Below are 25,603 nucleotides of genomic sequence, written 5' to 3'. Positions count from 1 at the left end.
CGAAGCGGTGTTTGCGCTGGCGACGCGATCGCGCCACTCGGGAGGAGAGACGGCGACCTCAATCGGCTCCGCCAACGGGACCTGCAGTGGTGTTTTATCGTCGAGCATGGCGTACTAGCTACTGGTAATATGTCAACTAAATCTCAATTGTCGACTCGTATCGTCGTTGTCGCCATCGCGACGCTGCTCGTCCTCGCGCTCGTACCCGGCGTGGCGCTGGCGCAGTCCGAAAACGGGGTCGGCGGCAACGTCGTCGTCGCCGAGGACGAAACTGTCGACGAGGTCAACGCCATCTCGGGGAACGTGGTCGTCGAAGGGACCGTCACGGGCGACGTGAACGCGGTCTCCGGAAACGTGATCGTCGCCGAGCGCGGCGAGGTTCGCGGGGACGTCAATGCGGTCGGCGGGACGGTCCAGATAGACGGGCACGTCGGTGGCAGCATCGCCGGCGCCGCGGGTACCCTCGAGATCGGCGAGAGCGGCATCGTGGATGGCTCCCTCGAGGTCGGCGCTGGGACGGTGACCATCGACGGGACGATTGCGGGCGACGCGACGATCGGCGCCGAAACGATCACCCTCGGGGAGTCGGCGGCCGTCGAGGGCGATCTCCGGTACGACGGCGACCTACAGGGCAACACTGGCGCCGTCGCGGGCGAGATTACCCGGGACTCGAGCCTCGGCGTCGATCTCGCACCCGTGGTCCTCCCCCTGGCCTCGTGGATCGCAGCCGCCTACGCGCTGGCGGCGAACTTGCTGCTGGGGGCGGTCCTGCTGTCGCTCTTCCCTCGGTTTTCGGACGGAGTCGCCGCTCGAGTCGCGGCTGAGCCAGTGCGAACGGGGTTGATCGGACTCGCGGTGCTGATCGGCGTCCCGATTCTCCTGATCGCCGTCGCGCTGACCGTGATCGGCATTCCGCTCTCGCTCGTGGGAGCGCTGGCGTTCGCTTTCCTCGTCTGGATCGGGGTTGTCTACGGCCGATTCGCCGTCGCCGCGTGGGCGCTCTCGTTCGCGGACGTCCACAACCGCTGGCTCGCGCTGGTGGTCGGCCTGGTCGCCGGCGCCCTCGTCGGGCTGGTACCGTTCGTCGGCTGGTTCCTGAACCTGCTGATCACGCTCCTCGGCCTTGGGGCGCTCGTCGGTGGGCTGCTCGCTCACCGCCGTCGGGTCAGACAATCGACCACCGACACCGGTCACCCGGAGCCCGGCGACGCCACCGCGTGAGAACGCGAGCGACGCGCTCAAGTGCTCGCACCGGCAACCTCGAGCCGAACACGAATGCCTGACCGCGTAACTGTCGACGTCAAAGGCGAGGGGACGAGAGAACTCGAGTTCGCGGCCCTCGAGTACGACGGCGACGTCCCCACCTACGCCGACGCTCTCGCCGCCGTGGACCTCAGCCCCCACGAGGTGAGCGTCCTCGTCGACGGTCGCCCGGTACCCGAAGATCAGCCGATCGACGCCGAGACGATGACCGTCCTGCGGTTGATCAAGGGCGGGTAGTTTGGATCACTGGCTCGAGAGTTCGCTCTCTCGAAGTATTACTATACTTTCTATAGTATTTCTTGCGAGGGTCAGGCGACCGATCGAACCGCCTAGCGACGTCCCTCACCGTCGCTCGAGTAGCCGCTCGCCAGCGACTCGAGCGCGTCGGGTTCAGGCGTCCGGTGGTCGACGAACAGCGGCGTGATCGACACTTCGCCGTCGGCGACGGCCCGGCGATCGGTGCCGACGGGATCGGTCAGATCGACGTCCACGCTCGGGTCCAGCGGGTCGTAGAAGTGATCCCAGGCGCGGTAGGTGCCGTCCGGCCGCTCGTCGATCCGCACGTCGAAGTGGTAGGTCGGCTCCGTGATCCTGATCCGCGGGTCGGACTCGCCGGCGGGCACGTTGACGTTGAGGTAGTCGAACGGCCGTCGGTCGCCGAGTTCGAGAGTTTCCCGGACCAGGTATCGGGTGATCCGCTCGGCGTCGGCGTACTCGTCGCGGACGAACTCGCGGCTCCCCGTCACGGAGTCGTACAGCGAGAGGGCGATTCCCGGCAGGCCGAGGAAGCCGGCCTCGATGGCCGCACAGACCGTCCCCGAGCGCTCGATCTTGTGCGCGCCGAGGTTCGGGCTGTCGTTACAGCCGGAGACGACGACGTCGAACTCCCGCTCGAGTTTGCCCCGGGCGAAGTGGACGCAGTCGACCGGGGTGCCGTCGACGGCGTAGCCCTCCGCTCGCTCCTCGACGGTGAACGCCCTGGAGTCGCTCCGGGACATGCCGCTCCGGTCGGTGGCGGGTGCGACCATCGTCACGTCCGCGACGGGCTCGAGGGCGTCGTAGAGCGCCCGGATTCCCGTCGCCTCGATCCCGTCGTCGTTCGTCAGCAACACGGCCGGTCGGGCGGACATGAACGATCCTTCGCTCGCCACGACTATCAGCTTTCGTTAGCCGTCGGATACGACCGGCGATAGTAGGCCTCGAGTCGCTCAGTTCGACGCTTCCGCGGCCGCCACTGGCTCGAGCGCCAGATCCATCGTCGACACCCACCTTTTTCCACTCGGGTTCAAACGTGGTGCGTTCTCACCACTCGCGCAAAAATCTGGCCCAAAAAGGCGGAACGCTCGCTTCCGCTCGCGTTCCGTGTCCGAGATCGCTCCCGAGCTGCTCAGTCCGACGCTTCCGCCGCCGCAACCGGCTCGAGCGCCAACTCCATCCTCACACCCTCGACGTCCCACGTCTTCTGGTAGGCGTCGGGGCCGTCCGCCTCGACCGCTCGAAGCGCCTCGGCGCGGACCTCCTCGCGGATCAGGTCCTCGCGCTGGCGGACGAGGTCGGACACGCGGTCGTCCTCGATCTCGATCTCGAGCGCGATGCGCTCCTCGACGTCCAGGTCGAGTTCTTTGCGCATTTCCTGGACGCGTCGGATGACCTCACGGGCGTAGCCCTCGCTCTCGATGTCGTCGGTGAGCGAGGCGTCGACGTAGACGACGCCCTTGTCGTCGCCGTCGAGGCCGAACGCGGTACCGGCCACGTCGTCGGGCGTCTGGGTGACGAACGAGACCATCTCCTCGGTCAGTTCCTCGCCCTCCAGTGCGTCCGAGACGGCCGCCTCGAGCGCCTCGAGGCTCGGCTCTTCGATCCGGGCTTCGTTGAGCGCGTTCATGACTTCGCCGGCGCGGCCGCCGAAGGCGGGGCCGAGTTCGCTCATGTCCGCCTCGGCGCTGTAGGCGAGTTCGCCCCACTGCTGGCCGGGGCCGACGAGCTCAACCGCGCGGGCGTTGAGCCGATCGGCCACGAGGGACTCGTGGCGCTCGACGGCCTCGACGGCGCGTTCGTCGTCTGCGGCGACGACCACGCGCGGGACGGGCCAGCGGAGCTTTCGCCCGGCCTGCTGGCGGGCGTTCGCCCCCGCCTCCTCGATGGCGCGGACGTAGGCCACGTCGGTCTCGAGTTCGGGATCGGCCCAGTACTCCTCGACCGCGGGCCAGTCCTCCATGTGGACCGTCGGGTGGCCGTCGTCGCCCGTGAGGGTGCCGTAGATCTCCTCGGTGACGAACGGCGCGTAGGGTGCGAGCAGCACCACGACCTCGCGGAGAACGCGGTAGATCGTCGCGTACGCGGCCGCCTTCGAGGGGCTGTCCGATTCGTCCCACATGCGCTCGCGGACCGCCTGAACGTAGAACCGGGAGACGTCCTCGACGAGGAACTCGAGCAGCGTCTCGAGTGCCCGGTCCTGGCGGAACTGCTCGAGGTGCTCGGTCATCTCGTCCTTCGTGGACTGGAGGCGGGCGAGGACCCACTCGTCGACCAGCTCGAGGTCCGAATCGACCTCGTCCAGCCCCGTCTCGCTCGGATCGAACCCGTCCAGTCGCATGTACGGCAGCGGGAACCGGAACACGTTCCAGAGCGTCCGGAGGTGGTTCGCCATCGTCCGCATGCCGTCCCACGAGAAGCGCATGTCCTCGCCCTGCGGGTTCGCCGAGAGCAGGAACATCCGCATCGCGTCGGAGCCGTGGCGCTCGATCGCTTCCTGGGGTTCGACGACGTTCCCGACCGATTTGGACATCTTCCGGCCGTCCTCGTCCAGCGCGTGGCCGTGCATCAGCACCTTGTCGTAGGGAATTTCGCCCATCGCGGCGGTGCCCATCCCCAGTTGGGACCAGAACCAGCCCCGCGTCTGGTCGTGGGCCTCGAGGATGAAGTCGGCGGGCCAGAGTTCGTCGAATTCCTCCTGCTCACCGGGGAAGTTGAGGGTACCCCACGACGCCACTGAGGAGTCGAGCCAGACGTCGAAGACGTCGGGCACGCGGGTGTAAGTCGTCCCGTCCTCGGTGATCGTGAGGTCGTCGACGACGTCCTTGTGGAGGTCTACTGTTTCGGGATCGACATCCTGGTCGACGCGCTCGGCGAGTTCCTCGCGGGTGCTGACGACGATCATGTCCTCGCCGTCGTCCCGTCCCTCAGGCGTCCAGATCGGGATCGGGATGCCCCAGTAGCGCTGGCGGGAGACGTTCCAGTCGGGGGCGTCCTCGACGAAGTCACGGAACCGGTTGTCGCGGGCCCAGTCCGGGAACCACTCGCTGTCCTCGATGTTCTCGAGGAGTTCGTCCTTGACGTCCGTGATCGTGATGAACCACTGGTCGGTGACGATCTGGATGATGCCGGTGTCACAGCGCCAGCAGTGGCCGTAGCTGTGGGTGACCGTCTCCGAGGCGAGGAGGGCGCCGTTTGCCTCGAGGTCGGCGGTGATCTCCTCGTCGGCCTCCTTGACGAACTGGCCCGCGTACTTCCCGCCTTCCTCGGTGTAGACGCCGTCGCTGCCGACGGGACAGAAGATCGGGAAGCCGAGTTCCCGTCCTCGGGTAAAGTCCTCCTCACCGTGGCCGGGCGCGGAGTGGACGAGTCCCGTGCGGTCGGCCTCGACGTAGTCCGCGGCGTACACCTGGTGGGCGCCCTCGTGGCTCGCGTGGTCGGGCACCTCCTCGGCGAGGGGGTGTTCGTACTCCCAGCCGATCATCTCCTCGCCGGTGAGTTCCTCGAGGATCTCGTAGTCCTCGTAGCGCCCCTTCTTCAGGACGCCCTCGAGGCAGGCCTCGGCGACGTAGAGAACCTCGCTCTCGCCCTCTCGTTCGGCGCGAACGCCCACGTACTCGAGGTCCGGATCGACCGCAGTGAAGGCGTTCGCGGGGATGGTCCACGGGGTGGTCGTCCAGATGACGATCGATCCCTCGCGATCGGCGAGATCGAATTTCACGTAGATCGAGGGATCCTCGACGTCTTCGTACTCAACCTCGTTGTTCGCGAGGCCGGTTTCACACCGGGGACACTGCGAGATGGAGCGCTGACCCTGCTCGACCAGCCCGCGCTCGGCGGCCTTCGAAAAGCCCCACCAGGCGGCCTCCATGTACTCGGGATTCACCGTCTTGTAGGGATCGTCCCAGTCCATCCAGACGCCGAAGGACTTGAAGTCCGACTGCAGGCCCTCGAGTTGCTCGTCGGCGTACTCCTTGCACGCCTCGATGAAGTTCTCCTCGCCGTAGGCCTCGATGTCCTTCTTGTTCTCGAAGCCGAGTTCCTCCTCGACTTTCGTCTCGATGGGCAGGCCGTGCATGTCGTAGCCCGGCCGGTCGGTGACGTCGTACCCCTGCATCCGCTTGAAGCGGATGTAGAGATCTTTGAGACTCTTGTTCCAGGTCGTGCCCATGTGGGCCGCCCCGGAGGTGTACGGCGGGCCGTCGACGAAGAAGAACGACTCGCCGTCGGCGCGATGCTGCTTCGTTCGCTCGTAGGCGTCGACCTCGTCCCAGTAGTCGAACACGCGCTCCTCGAGTGCGTGGGGATCGTACTGGTCGTCCACCTCCTCGAACCGGCTCATACCCGTGGTGAATCACTCCGGGAGTAAAGAGGAATCGGTTGGGCAGACTGATCTGCCGGATCGGAACCGTGAGGGACGCTCGGGCGAGGAGCGGACAGTACACCTTTGCTGTCGGAGAGCGCACACGTAACCGATGCACGCACGCCAACGCACGTTCGTTCGCGACGCCGTCGTCCCGACGGTCGTCTTCGGCGGTCTGTACGCCCTCGCCCTCTCGACGTCGTTTCAGCCCCTGCAGATCCCAGGCTACCTCATCCTGGTGGGGTTCGGCGTCCTCGAGGAGGCCGTCGCCGTCGAGTTCGCGGACGCCACTTCCTCGATCCTGTTTGTCGCCTACGTTCTCGTGCTCGGACTCACGGGGGCGGCGGTCGCGTCTCTCGTTCGTGGTCGCGCTTGGGTTCCCGATTCCGGCCTCGCGTGGGTGCGCCCCGGCGTCGCCGGCGCTCTCGGCGTCGTGGGCGCGCTCTCTACGCTCCTCGCCGTTTCGATTCTCCTGACGACGTCGCAACGCGAACCCGTCGTCGTCACCGGCCTCGCCGGCCTGCTTCTACTGGGGCTGGCGGGCCTGATCGCCGGCGTCTTCGAGGTTTCCCTGGCCTCGAGTGGAACCGGTGACCGATGACCACGGACGGGCAGGGACCTGCTCGGCTCGCCGCTGGCACAGCTACACCGGTTGGTCCGGCGCTCTCGGTGGCCGCCGACCGACGGATTGAGGTCTCTGGCCTCTCGAGAGAGCGATGATGACCGTCGACAGACTGGTGACCGACCGACTCGAGCCACCCCGTCGGGTGAGAGGCGTATGAACACCGATCGGCTGGGACCGGTCTACCTCTTCGGCATCGCGCTCAACGCGGGGGCGCTCGTCTACGCGATTACGACCGGCGAGTACCTCTTCGCGAGCGCGTTCGTCTTCGTGATCGTCTACCTCTCGTTCCGGTATCGAATGCTCTGATCGCTCGAGGGCTGATCGGTGATCGACGAAGGAAGCCGATGACAGGGCCCTCGACTCGTCGAGTCTGCCCTCGAGGCGCGTTGCGTCGGATGTGAGTCGCCTCAGAACAGGCCGGTCAGCACGTCTCGGAAGAGGATCAGGACGATACCGGCGGCGACGACGGCGACGATCCACAGGAGCATGACGAACATGATCTCGCGGGTGAACGTTCGATCCTCGCCAGCCATTGACGATCCATCGGATTTCATTGGTTGATATTCAGACGGCGGGCACATAAAGGACTCGCACGCGCTCCTGTCGTCTCCGCCATACCTCGCCCACCGTTCTGCCGTACCGCCGTCTCCGCCGTTTCACCGTTGTGCCGTCGTCCCACTATACCGTCGTCCCGACGTAACTGCACTCCGTTCGACGACCGGGCGCTCGATTCGAGCGAGCAGTCGACGGGTTCGGACACCGAAGGGACGGACCGCTATCGTTTTGCACCCCGTCTTCGTGGTCGGTAGCGATGACAGCACACACGCGAGTGGCCGACCGCCAGCCGCTCCCGCGATACCTGGCGCCGGTGCCGACGGCGCTCGAGGACCTGGGGCTCCGGTTCGCGTGGCTCGTGGTCGCGATCAACCTCGCGGGGACGGTCTTCGGGTTCTGGTACTATCAGGCCCAGCTCCTGTCGACGTCGCCCGTTATGTGGCCGTTCGTTCCCGATAGCCCACTGGCAACGCTGGCCATCGCACTGGCTATCGGCGCCTGGAAACTCGGTTACGAACAGCCCTGGCTCACCGCCATCGCCTTCTTCGGAAACATCATCCTCGGACTCTGGACGCCCTACACGCTGCTCGCCTTCTGGGACGCTTACAGCTACCTCGACCCGTTGATGTTCCACTTCCTCTTCTGGAGCCACCTCGCGATGGTCGTCCAGGCGTTCGTCCTCCACCGAATTACTGACTTTCCCGTCTGGGCCATCGCCGTCGCGCTCGCGTACTACGGCGTCAACCTCGTCCTGGATTACTTCGTCCCCGTCGTTGGCGACCTCCACCACACGGCGATCCCGCTCGAGCGAACGGAACCGATGTACCTCGGGGCTGACGCGCTGGGCATCATCGGCGCTGGTGAGGTAACTGTCACGCTGCTGGCGCTGTTTCTGGCGCTGGCGACGCGTGCGAAACTGTGCGAAACGGCGCGGCAGGCCGCGGCCCAGTGAACGGAAAAACGGCAGTCAGCTAGTACTCGTCGTCGACCAACTCGAGGAACGGGTCGAGCTGTGCGGCGGCCGGCAGTCGTTCCACGCGGCTGATTTCGCGGTCGTAGGTGACGACGTTGGCGTCGGCCAGTTTCGGCAGGTGGGCGTGGTGTAACGCGGTGGCGACGCGCTCGAGTCGATCCGGCGATCGACCGCCCTCGTGGACGGCGACGGCGTCGGCGAGCTGCTCGAGCGGCGCAGTGTGTGCACCCGTCGCTCTCGTCGTTCTTACCAGTGAACGTATATAGCCAACGTGCTCGATTTCCACGACCGTCTGGGAGTCCTGGGCGTCGAACGACTCGCGGGACCTCGGACGGAGCGCGAGAAATCCGACGGACTCAGTCCGCCCGCTCGTCGTCGACGATGACGACCGCCGACTCCGTCTCGATCATCTCACCGTCGCCCGAGTAGGTTCGCTCGAGGTCGACCTCGAACAGGTCGGCCTCGAGTTCCTCGCCGGCGACGGCGAGCGTCTCGTCTTCGATCTCGTACTCGCCCGCGTCGATGGCCGCGTCGATCTCGCCGACTTTCGCGCCGTACTTCGGGCCGAGGGTTGCGTAGTCGAGGTCGATCGACGCCACCTCGGTGGTGATCTCCGGCGGTTGCTCGAGGGACTCGAGCGACCGGACGTGGCTCACGTCCTGGATCGCGTCCGCGAAGCCCTCGATGGGGCCGTAGACGGCCACGCTGTCGAGGCTGGCGTTCAGGGGTAGTTGGCGCTCGGACTTGTACCGCCGGAGTGCGGAGATGACCTCCATCGCGGTCTCGCCGGCCTCGAGGTCGGCCTCGTGGCCCTGTGAGACGGGCCAGTCCTCGGTGTGGACGCTGTCGAGGTCGTCCTCGTCCGTCGCCTCGTCGCTCGAGGCATACACCGCCTGCCAGATCTCCTCGGTAGCGTGGGGGAGGATGGGCGCCCAGAGCAGGAGGAAGGTTCGGTGAGCCGTTCGCAGCGCGTACTGCGTCGAGGCGCTGTCCGCCCGCGTTTTGGCGATCTCGAGGTAGTCGTCGCAGAACGTGTTCCAGAAGAACGTCCGCAGGTGGTTGCGGGCTTTGGCGAACTCGTAGTTCTCGAAGTGCTCGGTGAGCATCTCGACGGTGGCGTCGAGTTCCGCCAGCAGCCAGCGGTCGATCGCCTCGAGTTCCGCGGGCTCTTCGGGTTCGGCAGGCGCGAGGGAGTCGACGAGTTTCGAGGCGTTCCAGAGTTTGCGCAGGAGCTTCTCGCCGGCGACGATATCCTGGTCCTGGTAGGGGAAGTCGTCGCCGACGGCGGCGCTGGCCGCCCAGAAGCGGACCGCATCGACGGGGTACTCCGCGAGGACTTCGGCGGGTTCGACGACGTTGCCCCGCGATTTGGACATCTTCTCGCGGTTCTCGTCGAGGACGTGGCCGTTGATCAGCGTCGCATCGAATGGCACCTCGCCGGTGTGCTCGTAGCACTTGACGATGGTGTGGAACAGCCAGAACGAGATGATGTCGTGGCCCTGCGGGCGCAGGTCGAAGGGGTAGAGTTCCGGGTTCGCCATCGTAAAGGCCTCAGCTTCGGCGTCCCAGTCCCAACCGGCGTTGATCAGCGGGGTCAGCGAGGAGGTCGCCCACGTGTCGAAGACGTCCTCTTCGGCCTCGAATCCCTCACCACCGCACTCGGGACAGCGCTCGACCGGCGGGTCGTCGCTCAGGGGATCGACCGGTAGATCCTCCTTCTCCGCGATGATCGGGTGATCGCACTCGCTGCAGTACCAGACGGGGAACGGGATGCCCGAGTCGCGCTGGCGCGAGATCAGCCAGTCCCACTCGAGGCCCTCGATCCAGTGACGGTACCTGGTAAACATCTTTTCGGGGTACCAGTCCATGGCCTCGCCGGCCTCGAGGTACTCCTCTTTGTGGTCGAGGATTTCGACGTACCACTGCTTGGAGACGCGGTACTCGACGGGGGTGTCACAGCGCTCGTGGACGCCGACGTCGTGGACGATTTCGCGGCGATCACGGAGGTATCCCTCGTCCTCGAGGTCCTCGACGATGGCTTCTCGAGCGTCCTCGGTACCCATCCCCTCGTAGTCGCCCGCGAGGTCGGTCATCGTCGCGGTCTCGTCGATGGCCACCCGTAGTGGGAGGTCGTGGGCCTGGTACCACTCGATGTCGTTCTGGTCGCCGAACGTACAGCACATGACGACGCCGCTGCCCTTCTCCATGTCGACGCGGTCGTCTTCGATGATCGGCACTTCGTGGCCGAAGATGGGGATCCTGGCCGACTCACCCACGAGATCCCGGTTCTCCTCGTCGTCGGGGTGGATGAAGACGGAGACACAGGCCGGCAGGAGTTCGGGGCGCGTCGTCGAGATGACGAACTCTTCTCGAGGCGGATTATCGCCGGCCATCTCGAACGCGATGTCGTTGAAGTGCGAGTTCCGCTCGTCGTCCTCGGTCTCGACCTGCGAGATGGCCGTCTCGCACTCGGGACACCAGATCGCGGGCGCCTTCTTGCGGTACTCGCGTCCCTTCTCGTAGAGGTCGATAAAGGAGAGCTGGGAGATCCGCTGGACGCGGGGCTCGATCGTCTTGTAGGTGTGATCCCAGTCGATCGAACAACCCGCCGATTGAATCTTCTTAGTGAACTGTTCTTCGTATTCAGCACAGACTTCCCGGCAGAGCTGCTGGAACTCTTGACGGTTGTAGTCCTGGTGACGGATGTCGAGTTCGTCTTCGGTCAGCCGCTCGCTCGCGATTCCGTTGTCGTCGTAGCCGAACGGGAATAATACCTCACCGTTTGCCATTCTATTGAATCGCGCCGCGAAGTCCTGCAGAAGATGCCCGTAGAGGGTCCCCATGTGCATATCTCCAGAGACCGTCGGCGGGGGCGTATCGATGCCGTACGCCGTGTTCGGATCGGTCGACTCGTTCTCGTAGGCGTAGGTTTTGGCCTCGACCCAGGCGTCTTGCCATCGGGATTCGATGGCTTCGGGGTCGTAGGTACCCTCGAGTCCCTGGTCATCATCCTGGTCCTGCTCCTCGAGGTCGCCTTCGCCCTCTGAGTCGGCGTCGGCACTCATGCTCTCACCGCCCGCGCGGGGCGTCGTCGGTACTCCTGGGCCGTTCGCATCCGGTAATCGGTGTCGTGATCGTACATCGGTGATACTGGTCGTTGGTCACTGTATTCCAGTCCGGAACAATACATCCGTCGAAACGAGGAAAGGAGATGGGCCTAGGCGGCCCTACAAAAACGGCGGCTCGAGGACCGTCGTCGCCGAACCTGACGGACTCGTCCATACGTCGACTGGTCGCCACAGCGTGTTAGCCTTTTCGCGTTTCGCCGGGGCGGAGAACGGCCCGGGCCTCCCCCTCGAAGTCGAGGTCGGCCTCGTGACGCTCGCGCCCGTCGTCGTCGCGCTGGCGTGGCTGCTCGGCGCGATGGCGCTCCTCGAGATTCCGTTCAACAGCGAGACGGCCGTCATCACGAGCCTCGCGATCGGTCTCGGGGTCGACTACAGCATCCACCTCGGGGAGCGCTTCGTCGCCGAACGCCGCGAGCGCCCGACCCTCGAGAGCGCTCTCTCGGCGACGGTGACGGGAATGGGCGGTGCCTTGCTCGGCAGTGCGGCGACGACCGCCGCCGGATTCGGAGTGCTCGCGCTCGCACTCGCGCCGCGGCTCCAGCGATTCGGGCTGGTGACCGGGCTGGCGATCGTGTTCACGTTCGTCGCCTGCCTGACGGTCCTCCCGTCGCTGCTCGTCGTTCGGGAACGGGTGCTCGAGCGCTTCGCCTAAAACCCTGCGCCAGTTCGGTGTGCGTAACGAAGGTCGTTCGCCGCCTCTCGACGATCACTGATGCCCGACGACCGCCCGGAACGTGACGGCGAATTCTCGACGTCGCCGCTCGGTCTCGTCGCCCCGATCGTACTCGCCGCCGTCACCTTCGTCGGACTCGCCCTCCTGCTCGTCCCGGCCCTCGAGCCGGACGTGATCGACTCGAGCGACGACGTTGCCGACGACAGTCCCACCCCGGACCCGTTTTCGTGGACGACGTCGCCGCTGGTCGACGATGGTACCGACGCGGGACCTGGTTCGAACGGTAGTTCGGGCGACCCGGACGAACCTGACGATCCAACTGGACGCGAACGTGGAACCGACGATGCCTCCCCCTCGAGCGACGACGAACGCTATGGATCCGAAGCTGCGGACGACGAACGCCGCGAGATCGACCGTGGTGAGCGTCGGTCAGCCGCGAACTCGGACCGGGGCGAACGCGCTCGATCGGACGAGGGACGGAGCGGCGGGGAAGGTCGACGAGGTACTGGGGACACGTCCGGGAACGGCCCGCCGCCGCACGCAGGAACGCCCAGCAGTGGCGGCCCGCCGGACCACGCAGGCCCCGGTGAGTCGTCCTCCAGTGGCGACGACGAGGGCGACCGGGAACAGGGCGGCCGGGGACGTTGACCGTCTCCCTCGAGTCCGTCTCCTTCGATAGTCGGATAGCTCGAAGGGGAATTTATTTGTTGTTTATCTAATTATTCGGGAACGCAATGATCCCTGCCCTCCGCCCGCTCGCACAGCTCCTCCTGTCGCCGGCTGCGTTCTTCGACGAACGACCGCCGAAGACGACCCTCCCGATCGCGGTTGGAATCGTGGTTCTGTACACGATCGCGCTCGTCCTCGCCGTCTCACTCGTCGGATCGATGCTCGCCGGCGCAATCGACGCCACCGTCACGATGGACAATCCGGATCGACCGCCCGAAATGGTCTGTGAGACGTACGAAGACGACGCCGATTCGCTCGTTACCGAGGGCTGTAGCGAACCCGAAACGATCGAGCGCGACGCAGGCGAACTCGTCCAGGAGGCGGTCCACGACTCCCTCGGCTTCGCCGTCTTCGCTCCGCTCCTCCTCTGGGCGCTCGGGACGGGAACTCTCTACGCCGTCGGACGCCTCGCGGGCGGGACGCCGTCGTTCACCGGTGTACTGTCGCTCGCAGGGTGGGCCGCACTACCGGAGTTCGTTCGACTCGCAATCGGTCTCGTTGGACTCCGAGTCGCGCTCTCGGACGTGACCATCACCGACGTCGACCGAAGCGTCGACGCGCTGGAGGCGGCGATGGCGCCGCTCGATCCGTTGTTACTGGTCGCCTCCCTGGTGACGATCGGCTGGCAGTGGTACCTGCTTACCGGTGGACTCGCCAGCGAAGCCGACATTCCGAACGGGGCGGCAGCGCTCGGCGTGGGCATCCCCCTGGGTCTCTTTTCGCTCGTGACGCTCTTCTGAGTCGTTCACCGTTCGGACATCGCGGCCGAATCGGAGTGCGCGCGGACCCACAGCTCGCCGATCCGCGACAGCCGCGTCCGGTAAGACTTCCCGTGCTCCTCGCGCTCGATGTAGCCCTTTCCGCCCGGCCCCAGTCGGTCGACGTTGTAGATCACCTTCGAGCGGAAGCTGTCGGTGTACTCCTCGTTGAGTTCGCGCGAGAGGGCCTCCGCGAGCTCCGAAACGGACTCGAACTCGCCGTCCTCGCCGAGTTTGTAGAGGATGAGTTCCTCGAACGGCTTGACGTTCGAGAAGGAGGCCACGGGTAGCTCCACGATGTGCTCGCCGTCGATCTCTTTCGCGCCGATGGTCGTCCCGCGCTCGTCGAACTCCGCGAGGAGTTGTTGGGCGCTCTCGAGGCGGGTGGACACGCGTTCCGTCTCGACGACGTCCGCGGATTCGCCTCCGTCGGGCTCCCCTCCCCCTGCAAGCAGATCCTCGAGCAAGGCCGACTGCTCGCGTAACTCCTCGGCCAGTTCGGTCTCGAGGTACTTCTCCGGGGCCGTGTAGTAGGTGTGGATGTGCTCGCGGTCGTCCTGGCGCTCGACCATCAGGGAGTGGGCAGCGGTCGCAAAGGCGAAGCTCACCGTCCGGGGCATGGCAGCGATGTTGACCCAGACTTCGTTGCCCTCGTCGAGTTCGTCGTTGATCAGGTCGTAGGCCTGCTCGAACGCCTCGTCGTAGTCGTAGACGTCCTCGAGGACGAACCGCTCGGTGGTCGCCCCCAGCAGGTTCTGGAAGTCGGTCTCGAGTTTCTGGGAGAGATGCCGGGAGTACTCGACGTTGGCCTCGCTCCCGACGGCCCCCTCGAGGAGGATGACGCGGTCGACGCCGTACTGATCGCGCACCAGTGGGGCGATCAGCCGGTCGTAGTCGAAGCCGACCGGGACGATGTGGGTTTGCATACGCGGTAGAGGTGGCCGGATAGTATAAAAACCATCAGACTCTCGACCGCTGCGACGCGGTGGTCAGTCGCTGTCGCTCCAGCTGCCGTCAGCGTCTGTAACACTAATCGGCCGTCCGTTCCGAACGACTGGTAGTCTCACAGCTCGCCGATCAGGCGAGCCTGGGCGAGAGACAGATTCGCCTCTTCCTCGGTGAGTTCGCGCCCGCGTCGCTGTTCGACCCATGCCACCAGTTCAGCTTCGTCCGTGGTGTTCTCGTCCGCTTCGTCGCCCTCTTCGTCCATGCTCCGTTATTCGCCTTTCGTGCCCAAGTAGCTTGTCCGGAGACGACGTCTTCGACTCGTGGTGCCAGACCTCTCGAACGGCGAGAAGTTATTTATCGACTGACTGTCTCTCCAAACGACGTGAATCGACGTCATTTCCTCGCGGCAACTGGAATCGGGAGCGGTGTTCCGCTTCCGCTGACTGGTTACCGCGGGGGTAGGCTGGACTCGACGGCGTTCGATCCGCACCCGCCTGCGACGGTCGATCCGCCCGCACTCCCGCCAGGTCCGGAAGAATCACCCGAACGACCTGCCGAGATGACGGCCGAGCACGTCTCTGCGTACGTCTCCGGATACGAACACGCGTTCACGTACAACACGCTCGAGTGCCGCGACCTGCGGGAAATCGACGTCGCGTCCGACGCCGTCCTCGAGGCCGAAACCGATCACGGCGTCTACGCGTTCGCCGTGGCGACCGGCTACTCGCGATGTGGGGCGGGTGCGGAACCCGAACACCGCGACTACGGACCGCCACCCATCGAGTGGTCCGTCGGCGAGGAGTACGCCGTTCGGATCGGCGACGACGCCACCGAGTACCGGACTGCCGACCGAACGTTCGGGGCCGACCACGCGGACAGACCCGCGTCGGGATTCGCCGTCACCAACTTCGACCACCTCGCCCACGACGTCACCGTCACCGTGACCCACGAGGGCGACACGGCGTACGAAGAAACCGTCGCCCTAGAGCCTCGATCGGCCGTCCACGTTCGAAACGTGAGCGCCGCTCGTGGGGATCACGGGATTTCGATCGAGACGGCCGAAGGGGCGACGGCCTCCGGCACGTGGACTGTCGATCCGAACCGGACCACGAGCGGATTGGTTCGCGTCCTGGCCACCGGCGAGGTGTCGATCGAACGGCGCGATCCGTACGGCGAGTTCTGAGCACGACTGGAACCGGCCCGTGACGAACGTCGAAGGCTGTCGGACGTGGGGGTTGGACTCGAGATCGGGGCGCTGCGGCCTCGACGCCGCGTCGGGGGTTCTGTCCTCGTGACGATGCCTTCACCGGGAGCGCCTCGTCAACAGCGTTTTGCCCTACGGCCAGGCCTTTTCCTCTCGACAGCGCCCTCAGCGCCAGCGTCCACCTTCGATCCGAACACTCGTACTCACAACTACTTCAAAATCTGTAGTTTTACACTCGAGTCAGTCTGGCAGGTACCTGACGCTCAACACGCCGGTCTCGTCGTCCACCGCTCGACGAACCTCGACGCGCACGGCCTCGAGGCGGGCCGCCCGTGCGATGGTCTCTTCGTCCTCGAGGACGTCGCGGGCTGCCTCCTCGACGCGCGCGGCGGGAACGCGAAAGACGTGGATCTCGCCCGTTCCGGCCCGTTCGTGCTGTTCGAGGTCGCCGACGTCGGCCTCGGCAGCCAACTCCTTCGAGTGGGTCGTCGGCTCGAGGTCGCTGTCGACGAGTTCGACCCGGCGTCGGTCCTCGACGTCGATCAGCGTCCAGGCGACCTCGAGGGGCGGTTCGGGGGCGATCGTCGCCTCGAGTACGTCGTGTGTCTCGAGGCCGTCGTTCGCGGCGAGCGTGTGCACCTGCGCGGAGTCGACGTCCCGGAGGACGACCGACTCGTCCTCGGCGTGGGTGACGACGAAGGTGCCCGTCTTCTCGGTCATAGTGGATGAGAGGAGCGCGACGGCTTTCGGGGTTTCGACTCGTCGCGGGTATGCGCTCGCGAGCCGACTCGAGTGCGCTGCTCTGCTCTTGGCTACCGGGAGAGCCGGTGGACCACGTAGATCCCAGCCCCGGCGAGCGCTGGGATGGCGAGTCCGACGGCGAGCGGGAGGCCGTACAGAAAGCCCACTATAGGACCGCCCTCGGTCTGAAACTCCGCGGGAACCGTCGGGATCAGGCCGACGTACAGCGCAGCCAGGAAGAGGTAGCCGCTCGCAGCGAGTCGCCGGTCGTACCGCACGTCGTCGCCGACCTGTCGCCGGTGGCGCCGGGCGACGAGCAAGACGGGCGCGAGGATCGGCGCGACGACGGCCATGCCGACGACGATGACGAACGATCGGGAGAACGACAGCGTCGCCGTCGTGCCGACCGTCTCCCCGATCACGCGAACCAGGGAGAGGGCGAACGCGAACACGAGAATTGCCGCAATGGCCCCGCCGACGAGGACGTAGCTCCTGAACAGCCGCGAGTTGCTCTGGCGAATCGCGTACGGGAACGCCCCGAGCACTCCGCCGTACGTCTTCGAGTCGCTCGTCTCGTTGCCGGTTGCGGCTCCGGAGTCGACTGACTCGTCGCCAGGTACAGCCCTCGAGTCGGGCGACTCGTCAGACGCGCTCATTGACCGCGATTGGCAGTCGGAGCGAATAAGGGATGCGATGCTCGAGCGTCCAGTCTCCGCTCGGAGCGAACGCCGCTTCGAGGCGTGACGGAACGCCTTTACCGGTCGCTATCGCCTCTCCGATATGGACGTCGACATCGGCAACGCGCTCGCGTCGGTCGCTTCTCCCGGCATCTCGCGAGAGAGTCTCGAGCGTCTGGACGAACGGGTCGCGACGGCGCACGAGCGAATCGAGGCGGGACGGGCGAACGACGAACACGGCTACGCCGCCCTGAATCTCCCCGAGCGAACGGATCCAGACGAAATTCGAGCCGCCGTCCAGCCCGTGGCCGACGCCGACGCGCTCGTCACGATCGGCATCGGCGGGAGCGCGCTCGGCGCGGCGACGATTACGGACGCGCTCGCCGACGCGGGCGACGGCACCGAGGCGATCTATCTCGACAACGTTGACCCCGCCTGGATCACCCGACGCCTCGAGGCTCTGCCCCTCGAGTCGACCGCGATCAACGTCGTCTCCCGATCGGGGACGACTGCTGAGACGCTCGCGAACTTCCTGGTCGTCCGCGAGGCTTTCGAGGACGCCGGCGTCGACTGGACCGAGCGGACGGTCGTCACGACTGGCGAGTCCGGCCCCCTGCGGTCACTCGCCGATCGCCACGGCCTCGCCGCCGTCTCCGTGCCCGACGGCGTCCCCGGTCGCTTCTCGGCGCTCTCGGCGGTCGGCCTGGTCGCCGCGGCCATTTGCGGGCACGACCTGGAGGCCATCCTCGAGGGGGCGGCGGCGGAAGCCGACACCTTGTCTGGGTCGCTGTTCGAGTGCCCGGCCTACGCCTACGGCGCGACGGCCTACGCGCTCGACGCCCGGGGCGCCTCGATGAACGCGATGGTCCCCTACGCGGAGTCGCTCGAGACCTATGCCGAGTGGTTCGCCCAGCTGTGGGCCGAGAGCCTCGGCAAGGACGACCTGGGCCAGACGCCCGTCCGCGCGCTGGGCGTCACCGACCAGCACTCACAGCTTCAGCTCTATCGGGCCGGCCCCCGCGACAAGCTGGTGACGTTCGTCACACCGCGCGAGACCGCCGACCGCGAGATTCCCGCGACCGACGTCGACGAACTCGCCTACCTCGGGGACGCCACCCTCGGCGAGTTGCTCGAGGCGGAGTTCGAGGCCACCGAGGCGAGCCTCGCTGCGGCCGGCCGCCCCAACGTCCGCGTCGAACTCGAGTCGGTCGACGCCTTCGAACTCGGCGGCCTCCTCTACGGTATGGAAGCCGCCTGCGTCCTCGCGGGCGAACTCTACGAGGTGAGCACGTTCACCCAACCGGCCGTCGAGTGGGCCAAAAAGGCCACTCGCGGACTGCTCGGTGGTGGCGAGTTCGAGGAAGCCGAGGCGGTCGCGGAGAAGACGACGCTGCGCGTCGAGCGGTAATTCGAGAACGAACGGTTCTCCGGGAACGAGCGGTACTCCGGGAATGGTTCGACGTCGGGATGGCAGTAACCAGGCGACGACCTCACCGACCATTGGTCCACACCCTCGACCACCCTCGACGGACCCGACCAGGTGCCGATTGCAGAGCGCCTATTATCGTTCGGGCGAACGAAGAGATATGAACGAGACCGCGCGGGATGACCGCGCTCGATCGAGCGACGAAACCGGGGCAGTCGCCGGCATTGGCCTCGTCGTCGCGGCGTTCGCGACGACCGGACTCGCCATCCCCGTTCGCGAGGGCGTCGACCACCTCGCCGTCCTGTTTGGACTTCTGTTCGCCGTCGGCACCCTCGCCGTCTTCGCTGGCCGCCGATACGACCTCCTCGAGCGTCGCTACAGCCTGGTCGGTGCGCTGGGTAGCCTGCTCGTCGTTTTGCTGACCGGTTACGCCCTCACGCAAGGTCTCTCCGGCGGGACCGATATTCCGGGCTTCGGCGTACGGATCTCGACCGTCTTCGTGTCGTTTCTCGCGGCCGGAACGGCTATCGGCATCGCACTCGCCGAGTACGGATCGGTTCCCACTGCCGGCCTGCTACGGCGAACCGTCGTAACCGCACGGCTCGCGGCGCTCGCGCTGGTCGCCTGGATAGTGAGCCCGTTGATCGGCCTCCTCCTCGAGATTCCCGCCGCGCTCGTCGTCGGCGGGTTGTCTGAACTGCAGCGACAGGCGGTCATGCAGATTGGCGTCGCCATCGGCACGGCGGTGATCGCCGTCGCCTTCGTCTACACCACGGGGCGTGATCGCTCGTATTTCGACCTCGAGACACCGAGTCTCCGCGCCGTCGCCTGGATCGCCGGGGGCGTGGCGCTCATCTTTCTCGTCAATATCGCCATCTCGGTACTGTTCTCCTCGGGCGGCATCGAAGGGGCCGAGCACTCGGCGACGCAGGCCGCACAACGAAACCCCGAACTGCTCTACGTAATGGTTCCAGCCTCGATTCTCATCACTGGCCCGTTCGAGGAACTGATGTACCGGAACGTCATCCAGAAGTCGATGTACGACGTGTTCTCCCCACTCGGTGCCCTCCTAGTCTCGAGCGTCCTCTTCACGGTGGTCCACACTGCTGCGTACGCAACGGCGGGCCCAGAGGCGCTCATCGCCAGCCTCGCCATCGTCTTCGGCCTCTCGCTCGTGCTCGGCACGGTGTATCTCGTGACGAGCAACCTCGTCGTCCCGGCGATCATCCACGGCATCTACAACGCCGTCATCTTCGCGTCGATTGCTCTGTGACTCGAATCCGAACGCGCCCCACCCCGTCTCTCTCGAGTCTCGGGCAGGCCCCGTCGGTTCAGTAGGAGGTCGCCCAGTACCAGTAGACCGTTACCGCGATCAGGACGACCAGTCCGCCGAGGAAGAAGAGTGCGCCGGGCGGAATCGTCGCGAAGATGGCGTCGGCAGCCTCCGCAGCGCCGTCCGTGACGCCGTCGACGCTGCCGTTGCCGTCACCCGACGGGACGACCGACTCGTTGCCGCCGTCGGTGGCGACGTCGCCGTCGGTGCCGTCGGTGCTGTTGTCGCTATAGTTGGCGCCGTCCGCGTCGGCAGCGTCGTCCCCCTCGACCGAGTCGTCACCGCCGCCGTCGCTCGAGGCATCGTCGCTCGAGGCGTCGTCGCCGGTTTCTGTGTCCTCGTCGGATTCGTCCACGTCGGTAGTACCCATATCGCCATCGTCGCTACCGTCACTGCCGTCAGGTCCACCGTCTTCGCTCTCGGCTCCATCACCCCCATCGCCGTCGGCCGTATCCTCCTCGGCCATCTCGCTATCTTCGGATTCGGGGGCGTCGGCGCTGTCTGCGCTGTCGTCGGTAGCCGCTCCGTTACCGTTGCCGGCTTCGTCGCCTGCCCCGTTCCCGTCTCCGTCTCCGTTCCCGTTCCCAGCAGCTCCACCATCAGTCGTCCCGCCCGTCCCCGCCGTCCCTTCCGTTCCCGCCTGCGGACCGACGTACCTCGAGAGGCCGTACTGGACGAGCAAACTCCCGCCAGCGAGGGCCGCGACGCCCCCGATGAATCGCGAGAGGGCCGTCTTCAGCCGCTCGGCCGTCGAGCGGTCGCTCGTGACGATCAGCGGCCCGTCCGCCGTCGCGTAGACGCTCATCTCGTTACCCCGCGAGGAGTACCAGGTGTCGACGACCTCGACCAGTCCCGCGTCCTCGAGTTTCTCGAGGTGGTAGCGGACGTTCTGGATCGAGGAGTCGATGGCATCGGCGACGTCGCTCGGCGTCCCGGGTTCGTCGTTTAAGTGACTGTAGATCCGGCGGGCCGTCGTCGACGACAGCGCACCGAACACCGCGTCGGCGTCCTCGTCCTCGAGGTCGACCACTCGAGGCTGGCCCTCCTGGGCGGGCGTCTCCGAACGAAGGGGAAAGAGGCGGGCCATCAGTGTCTATTCAGGTATTCTCACCGACACATATACTCCTTTCCCTACCTGAAAGAGGCGTTTTACCTTTCGGAGAGTCGGTTGAAACCGCCCAAAACGCCATTGATGAACGATCGTCTTCAAAGGCCGAAGTCGAATAGAAACAATTACCCAGGGCGAGTAACGACGGGGCGTATGAAGCGATTCGAACGAATCGGCTGGGTCCTCGTGGCGGTGCTCGTCTGCCTCCTCGGGATCCCGTGGTTCCTCTGGGGGGACGCGACGACCGCGTTCGGCCTGCCGCTGTGGCTCTGGTGGCACGTCGGCTGGTTGGCGCTGTGTTCCGCGCTCTTCTGGACGTTCGCCCAGCGCGCCTGGGGCGTCGGGATCGAGCCGAACCGACCGCAGTCACAGTCACAGTCACGGTCACCACGGTCGGACGGCCGAGCAGACGGTGGGGGTGATCGCCGGTGACCCTCGCGCTCCAGCTCGGGATCGTCGTCGGCTACCTCCTGCTCGCGCTCGCCGTCGGCCTCGTCGCCTACCGGCTCACCGAGCGGACGGCCGAGGACTTCTACCTCGCCAGCCGAACGCTCGGAACGATCGTCCTGTTGTTTACCACCTTCGCGACCCTGCTCTCGGCGTTCACCTTCTTCGCCGGACCAAACCTGGCCTTCCTCTACGGCCCCGAGTGGATCCTCGTTATGGGCGTGATGGACGGCCTCATCTTCGCCGTCCTCTGGTACGTCGTCGGTTACAAACAGTGGTTGCTGGGCCAGCAACGCGGCTACGTCACCCTCGGGGAGATGCTCGGGGACCGCTTCGGCTCGAGACGCCTCCGCGGCCTCGTCGCCGGGGTGAGCCTCGTGTGGCTCTTCCCGTACGTGATGCTCCAGCAGGTCGGCGCGGGGACCGCCCTCGAGGCGCTGACCGACGGCGCGATTCCCTACGCCGCTGGGGCCGGCCTCATTACCCTCTTCATGATCCTCTACGTCGTCCTCGCCGGCTTCCGGGGCATCGCCTGGACCGACACGCTCCAGGGCGCGTTCATGCTCGTCACGACCTGGGCCGCCCTGCTCTGGATGCTCGCCGCCGTCGGCGGGCCGACCGCAGCGACGGCCGAACTCGAGGCGACCGCGAGCGAACACCTCGCGCTGGGCGGGGCCTACTACTCCCCGCAGTTTATGCTCTCGACGGCGATCACGATCGGCTTCGGCGTCGCCATGTTCCCGCAGGTCAACCAGCGGTTCTTCGCCGCAGGCTCGAAGGCGGTACTCAAGCGGTCGTTCGCCCTCTGGCCCGTCCTCTGTCTGCTCCTCTTCGTCCCCGCGTTCCTGCTCGGCGCCTGGGCTCGTGGGCTCGACACCGGCATCGCGGTCGCCGAAATCGAGGCCGGCGGCAACGTCCTTCCGCTGATCCTCGCCGAGTTCACTCCGACGTGGTTCGCCGCGCTCGTCATAGCGGGCGCGATGGCCGCGATGATGTCCTCCTCGGATTCTATGTTGCTGTCGGGGTCGTCGTACTTCACGCGCGACCTCTATCGTCCGTTCGTCGACGCGACGCTTTCGGACCGGCGCGAGGACACGATCGCTCGCCTCGGCGTCGTCGTCTTCGCCGTCTCGACCTTCCTCGCGAGCCTCTCGAACCAGGCCACGCTGTTCGAACTCGGCGACGCCGCATTCAGTGGGTTCGCCCAGCTCGCCTTGCCCGTGATGATCGCGCTCTACTGGCGCGGGACGACTCGAGCCGGCATTACCGCAGGAATCTTCGGGAGCCAGGCGTTCTACCTCGCGAGCGTCTTCCTCCCGTTCGTCCCCGGTAGCTACGGCGGCTGGTCAGCCGGTCTCGTCGGAATGGGCCTCGGTCTCGCGCTCACGATAGGTATCTCGTGGCTCACCACCCCCGCGTCTGCCGAACAACGGGCGATCTACTTCGAGGCGCTCGAGGCCGACTGAGTGCTTTTCCAAGCCTGAACTGATGGGTGGAACCGACGGCGTTCATCCGGTGTCACTCATCAGTCGATGCTTGGGAGCGTACTAAGCCGGGAGACCGCCACGGCAAAAAGGACGGCCGTCGAAGCGGAGGTATGACCGCCGAGTTGCCGCCGTCGCTTCACGAGACGTGGGTGCCCGTCGGCTCGAGAACCGAGGACGTTTCGATCTCGCTGCTGTCGATCACGGCCGAGACGACGGTCTACGAGCACGCCGAGACGCCGAAAATCGGCGACTGTGATATTCAGCCCCGGTCGCTACTCGGAATCGACGTCGACCTCTCGCCGTCGCTGTCGGCCGTTGGAAAATCCGTCGAGGACGTGATGTCGCTGGCCGCAGACCCGGCCAAAGAACGGTTCGTCTCCCTGCTCGACGAAGAGGGGATCACCGTCCGGGACGAACGCTCGGTCACCGAGTTCGACCGCGGCGACGGCACCGCCGGCCGGTGGTACGTCTTCGAGACGACCCATCCCGCCGGCGACGCCCGGATCGACACCGAAACGCACCTCGCCGTCTGGCCCGCGGGCGACCAGTTCGCGATGGCGGGCGGCACGATTCCGCTCGAGACACCGCCTGAGGACGCCCTCGAGGGAGAGGCAGAGGCAGCGGACGAGGTCGAGACCGAGGCAGAAGTCGAGGTCCATCCGCAGGCCGACCGCGAGACGATCGCCGCGTTCGTCCGCGCTCGCGTCCGCGAAACGGTCGACTCGACCGAGCGTTCGGAGGGAATCGACGCGGGAGCGAAACCGGACGAGTCCACCCTCGACTGACGAATGACGAATCGCGAGGCCCAACAGACACGCGTAAGTGCAGGGCTTCCGAACGCTCGTTCATGCCCGAGCCAACCGATCTCGAGGAGCTTCGACGCGGCACCGATCTCGTCAAGCGCGGCTTCGCCCGTATGCAGAAAGGCGGCGTCATCATGGACGTCGTGAACCCCGAGCAAGCACGGATTGCAGAGGACGCCGGCGCCGTCGCCGTGATGGCGCTCGAGGCCGTCCCCGCCGACATCAGAAAGCGCGGCGGCGTCGCTCGAATGGCCGACCCCGCTGACGTCGAGGAGATCGTCGACTCCGTCTCGATCCCCGTCATGGGCAAGGCCCGTATCGGCCACCGCACCGAAGCACAGATCCTCGAGGCCGTCGGCGTCGACATGATCGACGAGAGCGAGGTGCTCACGCCCGCGGACAACGACTACCACATCGACAAGCGCGCGTTCACCGCGCCGTTCGTCTGCGGCGCGCGCAACCTCGGGGAGGCCCTGCGCCGGATCGACGAGGGCGCGGCCATGATCCGCACCAAGGGCGAGGCCGGCACCGGCGACGTCAACCAGGCGGTCTACCACCAGCGCACGATCAAGGGCGAGATCCGCAAACTCGAGGGGATGAGCCACGAGGAGCGCGAGGCCTACGCCCGCGAGATCGAGGCGAACGCGGACCTGGTCCACGAGGCCGCGGAGATGGGGCGGCTCCCGGTCGTGAACTTCGCCGCGGGCGGCATCGCCACCCCGGCAGACGCCGCGCTCATGATGACTCACGACTGCGACGGCATCTTCGTCGGCAGCGGTATCTTCGGCGCGGAGAACCCGCCGGAAATGGCCGAGGCGATCGTCGAGGCGGTCAACCACTGGGACGACCCCGAGTCACTCGCCGAAATCTCGAAGAACCTGGGCAAGAGCATGAAGGGCGACGCGAACGTCGACCTGCCCGAAGAGGAGCGGATGCAGGGCCGAGGCGTTTGAACGGGGACTCGAACCCGTCTTCGTCACCGAATCAGCGGCCCGAACGCGATTCCTGCCTCGCGACCTTTCCCTGGTAAGGCGCCCCGTTTTCTCCGTTCGGCGCCTCCGTACGGTATGAACAGTACGACGACCGAGACGAACGACCTCGAGCAGCTCTCGGAACGCGTCCTCGGGGGAACGACCGGGTTGTTTCAGGCGATCGAACGGGACGCGTCCGACGAGCGAGTGTCGAGCCTGGCGAAGGAACTGTGGGAGATCACCGACGCGGCCGAAGGCCTCCTCGAGACGGTGGACCTCGAGCGGCTGCCCGACGCCGTCGACGCCGACGACCTCCCCGACCTGATCGACGTCGAGAACCTCCCGAAAGCGATCCGGGATCGCGACGCGAGCGAAGGGATCGATCTCAGCGAGCTCCACCACGCGATCAAGTTGCGGGAACTCTGGAATACGGTCGACCTCGTGGACTTCCGGCAGGCGAGCCGCCGACTCAGGGCAGAAATCGAGGACGTGGTCGGTCCCGATCGATTGTCCGCCGCTTCGAACGGCGACTCGAGAGCCGCGGCCGACCTCGAGGCGTTCGGCGACGAGATCCGGGCCGAGGCGCCGAACGTGGCGCTCCAGCAGCAGGCCAAGAAACGGATGAAGCAAGCTCGACGCGGCGTGGTCGAGGGACACGCGGCCCTCGAGGAGGTGTACACCAGGAATCGATCGAAGCCCTCCAGGAAGCGGCGAGAAGGGCCGCGAAACCCGACGGCCGTCTCGCTACTCCCGGGCGGTCCGCTGCCGGACAGCGCCTCCGTGCGGTACTCGTCGGTTCCGCCCGCCGTTCGGGGTGCAGCGATCGACCCGCTTCCGCGGATCTACGGTCGTCGTTGGCAGCAGCGACGCGGTTTGCCTCGAAACGGACGTTCGTAGCCGAAGGCGCCTCCGAGCCAGGTTACTGTAGACGCAACAGGCGAGTGAGCGTCTGCTGAGACACATTGTCAACAAATATCATCCCGACCAGATAAATCGGCAGTGCGAAGAACAGGAACAGCGGTGGGAGGACGACGAAATTCCCCGGCATCCCGGCAGTCGTCAGCACGATCGCCGCCAGTTCCCACGCGATCACGACGAGGAACACTTCGATTCTGTCCATACGGCGTGAAATAACG

26 protein-coding genes and 1 pseudogene are annotated in these 25,603 nt (G+C 66.1%); 16 read left to right on the top strand and 11 right to left on the bottom strand.

Translation table 11 applies throughout. The features are described 5' to 3' along the window. Positions 1-129: 129 nt before the first annotated feature. On the top strand, positions 130-1,221 hold the full coding sequence (locus ACFQO4_RS06820; protein ID WP_500260174.1) for a bactofilin family protein: 1,092 nt from the start codon (positions 130-132) through the stop codon (positions 1,219-1,221). A 54-nt stretch (positions 1,222-1,275) separates the two neighbouring features. Continuing rightward, the gene (gene samp2, locus ACFQO4_RS06815; RefSeq protein ID WP_500260173.1) at positions 1,276-1,500 is read left to right on the top strand and encodes a ubiquitin-like small modifier protein SAMP2; all 225 of its coding nucleotides are present in this window, start codon (positions 1,276-1,278) and stop codon (positions 1,498-1,500) included. Positions 1,501-1,592: 92 nt separating this feature from the next. Here the strand turns inward: samp2 and surE are convergent, their stop codons facing one another. Together surE and ileS are read right to left on the bottom strand one after the other, a co-directional pair. Continuing rightward, a complete protein-coding gene (gene surE, locus ACFQO4_RS06810; RefSeq protein WP_500260172.1) occupies positions 1,593-2,393 on the bottom strand; it encodes a 5'/3'-nucleotidase SurE in 801 nt (266 codons plus the stop codon). Positions 2,394-2,650: 257 nt separating this feature from the next. Next, positions 2,651-5,860, bottom strand: a complete 3,210-nt coding sequence (gene ileS / locus ACFQO4_RS06805; protein ID WP_500260171.1) for an isoleucine--tRNA ligase — start codon at positions 5,858-5,860, stop codon at positions 2,651-2,653. A 133-nt stretch (positions 5,861-5,993) separates the two neighbouring features. On the opposite strand from ileS, the gene ACFQO4_RS06800 reads away from it, so the two are divergent. Together ACFQO4_RS06800 and ACFQO4_RS06795 are read left to right on the top strand one after the other, a co-directional pair. Then, complete coding sequence (locus tag ACFQO4_RS06800) at positions 5,994-6,482, top strand: hypothetical protein (RefSeq protein ID WP_500260170.1); 489 nt, start codon at positions 5,994-5,996, stop codon at positions 6,480-6,482. A gap of 177 nt (positions 6,483-6,659) precedes the next feature. Next, complete coding sequence (locus ACFQO4_RS06795; RefSeq protein WP_500260169.1) at positions 6,660-6,812, top strand: hypothetical protein; 153 nt, start codon at positions 6,660-6,662, stop codon at positions 6,810-6,812. Positions 6,813-6,913: 101 nt separating this feature from the next. Here the strand turns inward: ACFQO4_RS06795 and ACFQO4_RS06790 are convergent, their stop codons facing one another. Continuing rightward, on the bottom strand, positions 6,914-7,060 hold the full coding sequence (locus tag ACFQO4_RS06790) for a hypothetical protein (RefSeq protein WP_253432202.1): 147 nt from the start codon (positions 7,058-7,060) through the stop codon (positions 6,914-6,916). A 257-nt stretch (positions 7,061-7,317) separates the two neighbouring features. Here ACFQO4_RS06790 and ACFQO4_RS06785 point away from each other — a divergent pair, with 257 nt between their 5' ends. Next, on the top strand, positions 7,318-8,013 hold the full coding sequence (locus tag ACFQO4_RS06785) for a DUF1405 domain-containing protein (RefSeq protein WP_500260168.1): 696 nt from the start codon (positions 7,318-7,320) through the stop codon (positions 8,011-8,013). Positions 8,014-8,032: 19 nt separating this feature from the next. On the opposite strand, the gene ACFQO4_RS06780 is transcribed toward ACFQO4_RS06785, so the two are convergent. Continuing rightward, positions 8,033-8,320 carry a DUF7344 domain-containing protein gene (locus ACFQO4_RS06780; RefSeq protein ID WP_500260167.1) on the bottom strand — a complete coding sequence of 96 codons (288 nt, stop codon included), beginning with the start codon at positions 8,318-8,320 and terminating at the stop codon, positions 8,033-8,035. Positions 8,321-8,390: 70 nt separating this feature from the next. Continuing rightward, positions 8,391-11,099, bottom strand: coding sequence for a valine--tRNA ligase (locus ACFQO4_RS06775; RefSeq protein ID WP_500260166.1), 2,709 nt, complete (start codon positions 11,097-11,099; stop codon positions 8,391-8,393). Between the two features lie 301 nt (positions 11,100-11,400). Here ACFQO4_RS06775 and ACFQO4_RS06770 point away from each other — a divergent pair. The 3 genes and pseudogenes from ACFQO4_RS06770 to ACFQO4_RS06760 all read left to right on the top strand — a co-directional run. Further along, a pseudogene (locus ACFQO4_RS06770) lies at positions 11,401-11,814 on the top strand (MMPL family transporter); the annotation flags it as partial. A gap of 60 nt (positions 11,815-11,874) precedes the next feature. Then, complete coding sequence (locus tag ACFQO4_RS06765) at positions 11,875-12,483, top strand: hypothetical protein (protein WP_500260165.1); 609 nt, start codon at positions 11,875-11,877, stop codon at positions 12,481-12,483. 86 nt (positions 12,484-12,569) lie between these two features. Continuing rightward, entirely contained in the window at positions 12,570-13,304 is a 735-nt protein-coding gene (locus ACFQO4_RS06760) for a Yip1 family protein (RefSeq protein WP_500260164.1), read from the top strand. Positions 13,305-13,309: 5 nt separating this feature from the next. Here ACFQO4_RS06760 and ACFQO4_RS06755 read toward each other — a convergent pair whose 3' ends face one another. Together ACFQO4_RS06755 and ACFQO4_RS06750 are read right to left on the bottom strand one after the other, a co-directional pair. Further along, a complete protein-coding gene (locus ACFQO4_RS06755) occupies positions 13,310-14,248 on the bottom strand; it encodes an HFX_2341 family transcriptional regulator (protein WP_500260163.1) in 939 nt (312 codons plus the stop codon). A gap of 137 nt (positions 14,249-14,385) precedes the next feature. Then, positions 14,386-14,532: a hypothetical protein gene (locus ACFQO4_RS06750; RefSeq protein WP_500260162.1), complete on the bottom strand. Its 147-nt coding sequence runs from the start codon at positions 14,530-14,532 to the stop codon at positions 14,386-14,388. Between the two features lie 120 nt (positions 14,533-14,652). On the opposite strand from ACFQO4_RS06750, the gene ACFQO4_RS06745 reads away from it, so the two are divergent. After that, complete coding sequence (locus ACFQO4_RS06745; RefSeq protein WP_500260161.1) at positions 14,653-15,453, top strand: Ig-like domain-containing protein; 801 nt, start codon at positions 14,653-14,655, stop codon at positions 15,451-15,453. A 261-nt stretch (positions 15,454-15,714) separates the two neighbouring features. On the opposite strand, the gene ACFQO4_RS06740 is transcribed toward ACFQO4_RS06745, so the two are convergent. Beyond that, positions 15,715-16,194 carry a DUF5812 family protein gene (locus ACFQO4_RS06740; RefSeq protein WP_500260160.1) on the bottom strand — a complete coding sequence of 160 codons (480 nt, stop codon included), beginning with the start codon at positions 16,192-16,194 and terminating at the stop codon, positions 15,715-15,717. 92 nt (positions 16,195-16,286) lie between these two features. Beyond that, a complete protein-coding gene (locus ACFQO4_RS06735) occupies positions 16,287-16,871 on the bottom strand; it encodes a DUF8056 family protein (RefSeq protein WP_500260159.1) in 585 nt (194 codons plus the stop codon). Positions 16,872-16,995: 124 nt separating this feature from the next. Between ACFQO4_RS06735 and ACFQO4_RS06730 the strand changes: the two genes are divergently transcribed. After that, the gene (locus tag ACFQO4_RS06730) at positions 16,996-18,300 is read left to right on the top strand and encodes a phosphoglucose isomerase-related protein (RefSeq protein ID WP_500260158.1); all 1,305 of its coding nucleotides are present in this window, start codon (positions 16,996-16,998) and stop codon (positions 18,298-18,300) included. Positions 18,301-18,478: 178 nt separating this feature from the next. Further along, on the top strand, positions 18,479-19,591 hold the full coding sequence (locus ACFQO4_RS06725) for a CPBP family intramembrane glutamic endopeptidase (protein ID WP_500260157.1): 1,113 nt from the start codon (positions 18,479-18,481) through the stop codon (positions 19,589-19,591). A 58-nt stretch (positions 19,592-19,649) separates the two neighbouring features. Here ACFQO4_RS06725 and ACFQO4_RS06720 read toward each other — a convergent pair whose 3' ends face one another. Next, a complete protein-coding gene (locus ACFQO4_RS06720) occupies positions 19,650-20,738 on the bottom strand; it encodes an ArsR/SmtB family transcription factor (RefSeq protein ID WP_500260156.1) in 1,089 nt (362 codons plus the stop codon). A gap of 174 nt (positions 20,739-20,912) precedes the next feature. On the opposite strand from ACFQO4_RS06720, the gene ACFQO4_RS06715 reads away from it, so the two are divergent. From ACFQO4_RS06715 to ACFQO4_RS06695, 5 genes are all read left to right on the top strand, one after another. After that, on the top strand, positions 20,913-21,191 hold the full coding sequence (locus ACFQO4_RS06715; RefSeq protein WP_500260155.1) for a DUF3311 domain-containing protein: 279 nt from the start codon (positions 20,913-20,915) through the stop codon (positions 21,189-21,191). Then, a complete protein-coding gene (locus ACFQO4_RS06710) occupies positions 21,188-22,672 on the top strand; it encodes a sodium:solute symporter family protein (RefSeq protein ID WP_500260154.1) in 1,485 nt (494 codons plus the stop codon). Before ACFQO4_RS06715 ends, ACFQO4_RS06710 begins: the two co-directional genes overlap by 4 nt. Positions 22,673-22,803: 131 nt before the next feature. Continuing rightward, entirely contained in the window at positions 22,804-23,478 is a 675-nt protein-coding gene (locus ACFQO4_RS06705; protein WP_500260153.1) for a DUF6517 family protein, read from the top strand. A 62-nt stretch (positions 23,479-23,540) separates the two neighbouring features. Continuing rightward, positions 23,541-24,449, top strand: coding sequence for a pyridoxal 5'-phosphate synthase lyase subunit PdxS (gene pdxS / locus ACFQO4_RS06700; RefSeq protein WP_500260152.1), 909 nt, complete (start codon positions 23,541-23,543; stop codon positions 24,447-24,449). Between the two features lie 114 nt (positions 24,450-24,563). Further along, on the top strand, positions 24,564-25,364 hold the full coding sequence (locus ACFQO4_RS06695) for a hypothetical protein (protein WP_500260151.1): 801 nt from the start codon (positions 24,564-24,566) through the stop codon (positions 25,362-25,364). A gap of 22 nt (positions 25,365-25,386) precedes the next feature. Here the strand turns inward: ACFQO4_RS06695 and ACFQO4_RS06690 are convergent, their stop codons facing one another. Beyond that, positions 25,387-25,587 (bottom strand): hypothetical protein, encoded by a 201-nt coding sequence (locus ACFQO4_RS06690; protein ID WP_500260150.1) that lies wholly within the window; start codon positions 25,585-25,587, stop codon positions 25,387-25,389. Positions 25,588-25,603: the final 16 nt, after the last annotated feature.

The sequence above is a fragment of the Saliphagus sp. GCM10025334 genome, assembly GCF_042663485.1.
Lineage (GTDB): Archaea > Halobacteriota > Halobacteria > Halobacteriales > Natrialbaceae > Natronosalvus.
Note: the sequence above shows the minus strand (reverse complement) of the source record. Positions and strands in the feature narration are given on the sequence as shown.

Excerpts from the sequence above, each read along its gene's own strand:
- ACFQO4_RS06705 (WP_500260153.1), top strand. The coding sequence starts at position 22,804 with ATGACCGCCGAGTTGCCGCCGTCGCTTCACGAGACGTGGGTGCCCGTC.
- ACFQO4_RS06820 (WP_500260174.1), top strand. The coding sequence starts at position 130 with ATGTCAACTAAATCTCAATTGTCGACTCGTATCGTCGTTGTCGCCATC.
- ACFQO4_RS06775 (WP_500260166.1), bottom strand. The coding sequence starts at position 11,099 with ATGAGTGCCGACGCCGACTCAGAGGGCGAAGGCGACCTCGAGGAGCAG.
- ileS (WP_500260171.1), bottom strand. The coding sequence starts at position 5,860 with ATGAGCCGGTTCGAGGAGGTGGACGACCAGTACGATCCCCACGCACTC.
- ACFQO4_RS06750 (WP_500260162.1), bottom strand. The coding sequence starts at position 14,532 with ATGGACGAAGAGGGCGACGAAGCGGACGAGAACACCACGGACGAAGCT.
- ACFQO4_RS06715 (WP_500260155.1), top strand. The coding sequence starts at position 20,913 with ATGAAGCGATTCGAACGAATCGGCTGGGTCCTCGTGGCGGTGCTCGTC.
- ACFQO4_RS06790 (WP_253432202.1), bottom strand. The coding sequence starts at position 7,060 with ATGAAATCCGATGGATCGTCAATGGCTGGCGAGGATCGAACGTTCACC.
- ACFQO4_RS06785 (WP_500260168.1), top strand. The coding sequence starts at position 7,318 with ATGACAGCACACACGCGAGTGGCCGACCGCCAGCCGCTCCCGCGATAC.
- pdxS (WP_500260152.1), top strand. The coding sequence starts at position 23,541 with ATGCCCGAGCCAACCGATCTCGAGGAGCTTCGACGCGGCACCGATCTC.
- ACFQO4_RS06735 (WP_500260159.1), bottom strand. The coding sequence starts at position 16,871 with ATGAGCGCGTCTGACGAGTCGCCCGACTCGAGGGCTGTACCTGGCGAC.
- ACFQO4_RS06720 (WP_500260156.1), bottom strand. The coding sequence starts at position 20,738 with ATGGCCCGCCTCTTTCCCCTTCGTTCGGAGACGCCCGCCCAGGAGGGC.
- ACFQO4_RS06765 (WP_500260165.1), top strand. The coding sequence starts at position 11,875 with ATGCCCGACGACCGCCCGGAACGTGACGGCGAATTCTCGACGTCGCCG.
- ACFQO4_RS06740 (WP_500260160.1), bottom strand. The coding sequence starts at position 16,194 with ATGACCGAGAAGACGGGCACCTTCGTCGTCACCCACGCCGAGGACGAG.
- ACFQO4_RS06725 (WP_500260157.1), top strand. The coding sequence starts at position 18,479 with ATGAACGAGACCGCGCGGGATGACCGCGCTCGATCGAGCGACGAAACC.
- ACFQO4_RS06690 (WP_500260150.1), bottom strand. The coding sequence starts at position 25,587 with ATGGACAGAATCGAAGTGTTCCTCGTCGTGATCGCGTGGGAACTGGCG.
- ACFQO4_RS06795 (WP_500260169.1), top strand. The coding sequence starts at position 6,660 with ATGAACACCGATCGGCTGGGACCGGTCTACCTCTTCGGCATCGCGCTC.
- ACFQO4_RS06800 (WP_500260170.1), top strand. The coding sequence starts at position 5,994 with ATGCACGCACGCCAACGCACGTTCGTTCGCGACGCCGTCGTCCCGACG.
- ACFQO4_RS06730 (WP_500260158.1), top strand. The coding sequence starts at position 16,996 with ATGGACGTCGACATCGGCAACGCGCTCGCGTCGGTCGCTTCTCCCGGC.
- ACFQO4_RS06760 (WP_500260164.1), top strand. The coding sequence starts at position 12,570 with ATGATCCCTGCCCTCCGCCCGCTCGCACAGCTCCTCCTGTCGCCGGCT.
- ACFQO4_RS06755 (WP_500260163.1), bottom strand. The coding sequence starts at position 14,248 with ATGCAAACCCACATCGTCCCGGTCGGCTTCGACTACGACCGGCTGATC.
- surE (WP_500260172.1), bottom strand. The coding sequence starts at position 2,393 with ATGTCCGCCCGACCGGCCGTGTTGCTGACGAACGACGACGGGATCGAG.
- ACFQO4_RS06695 (WP_500260151.1), top strand. The coding sequence starts at position 24,564 with ATGAACAGTACGACGACCGAGACGAACGACCTCGAGCAGCTCTCGGAA.
- samp2 (WP_500260173.1), top strand. The coding sequence starts at position 1,276 with ATGCCTGACCGCGTAACTGTCGACGTCAAAGGCGAGGGGACGAGAGAA.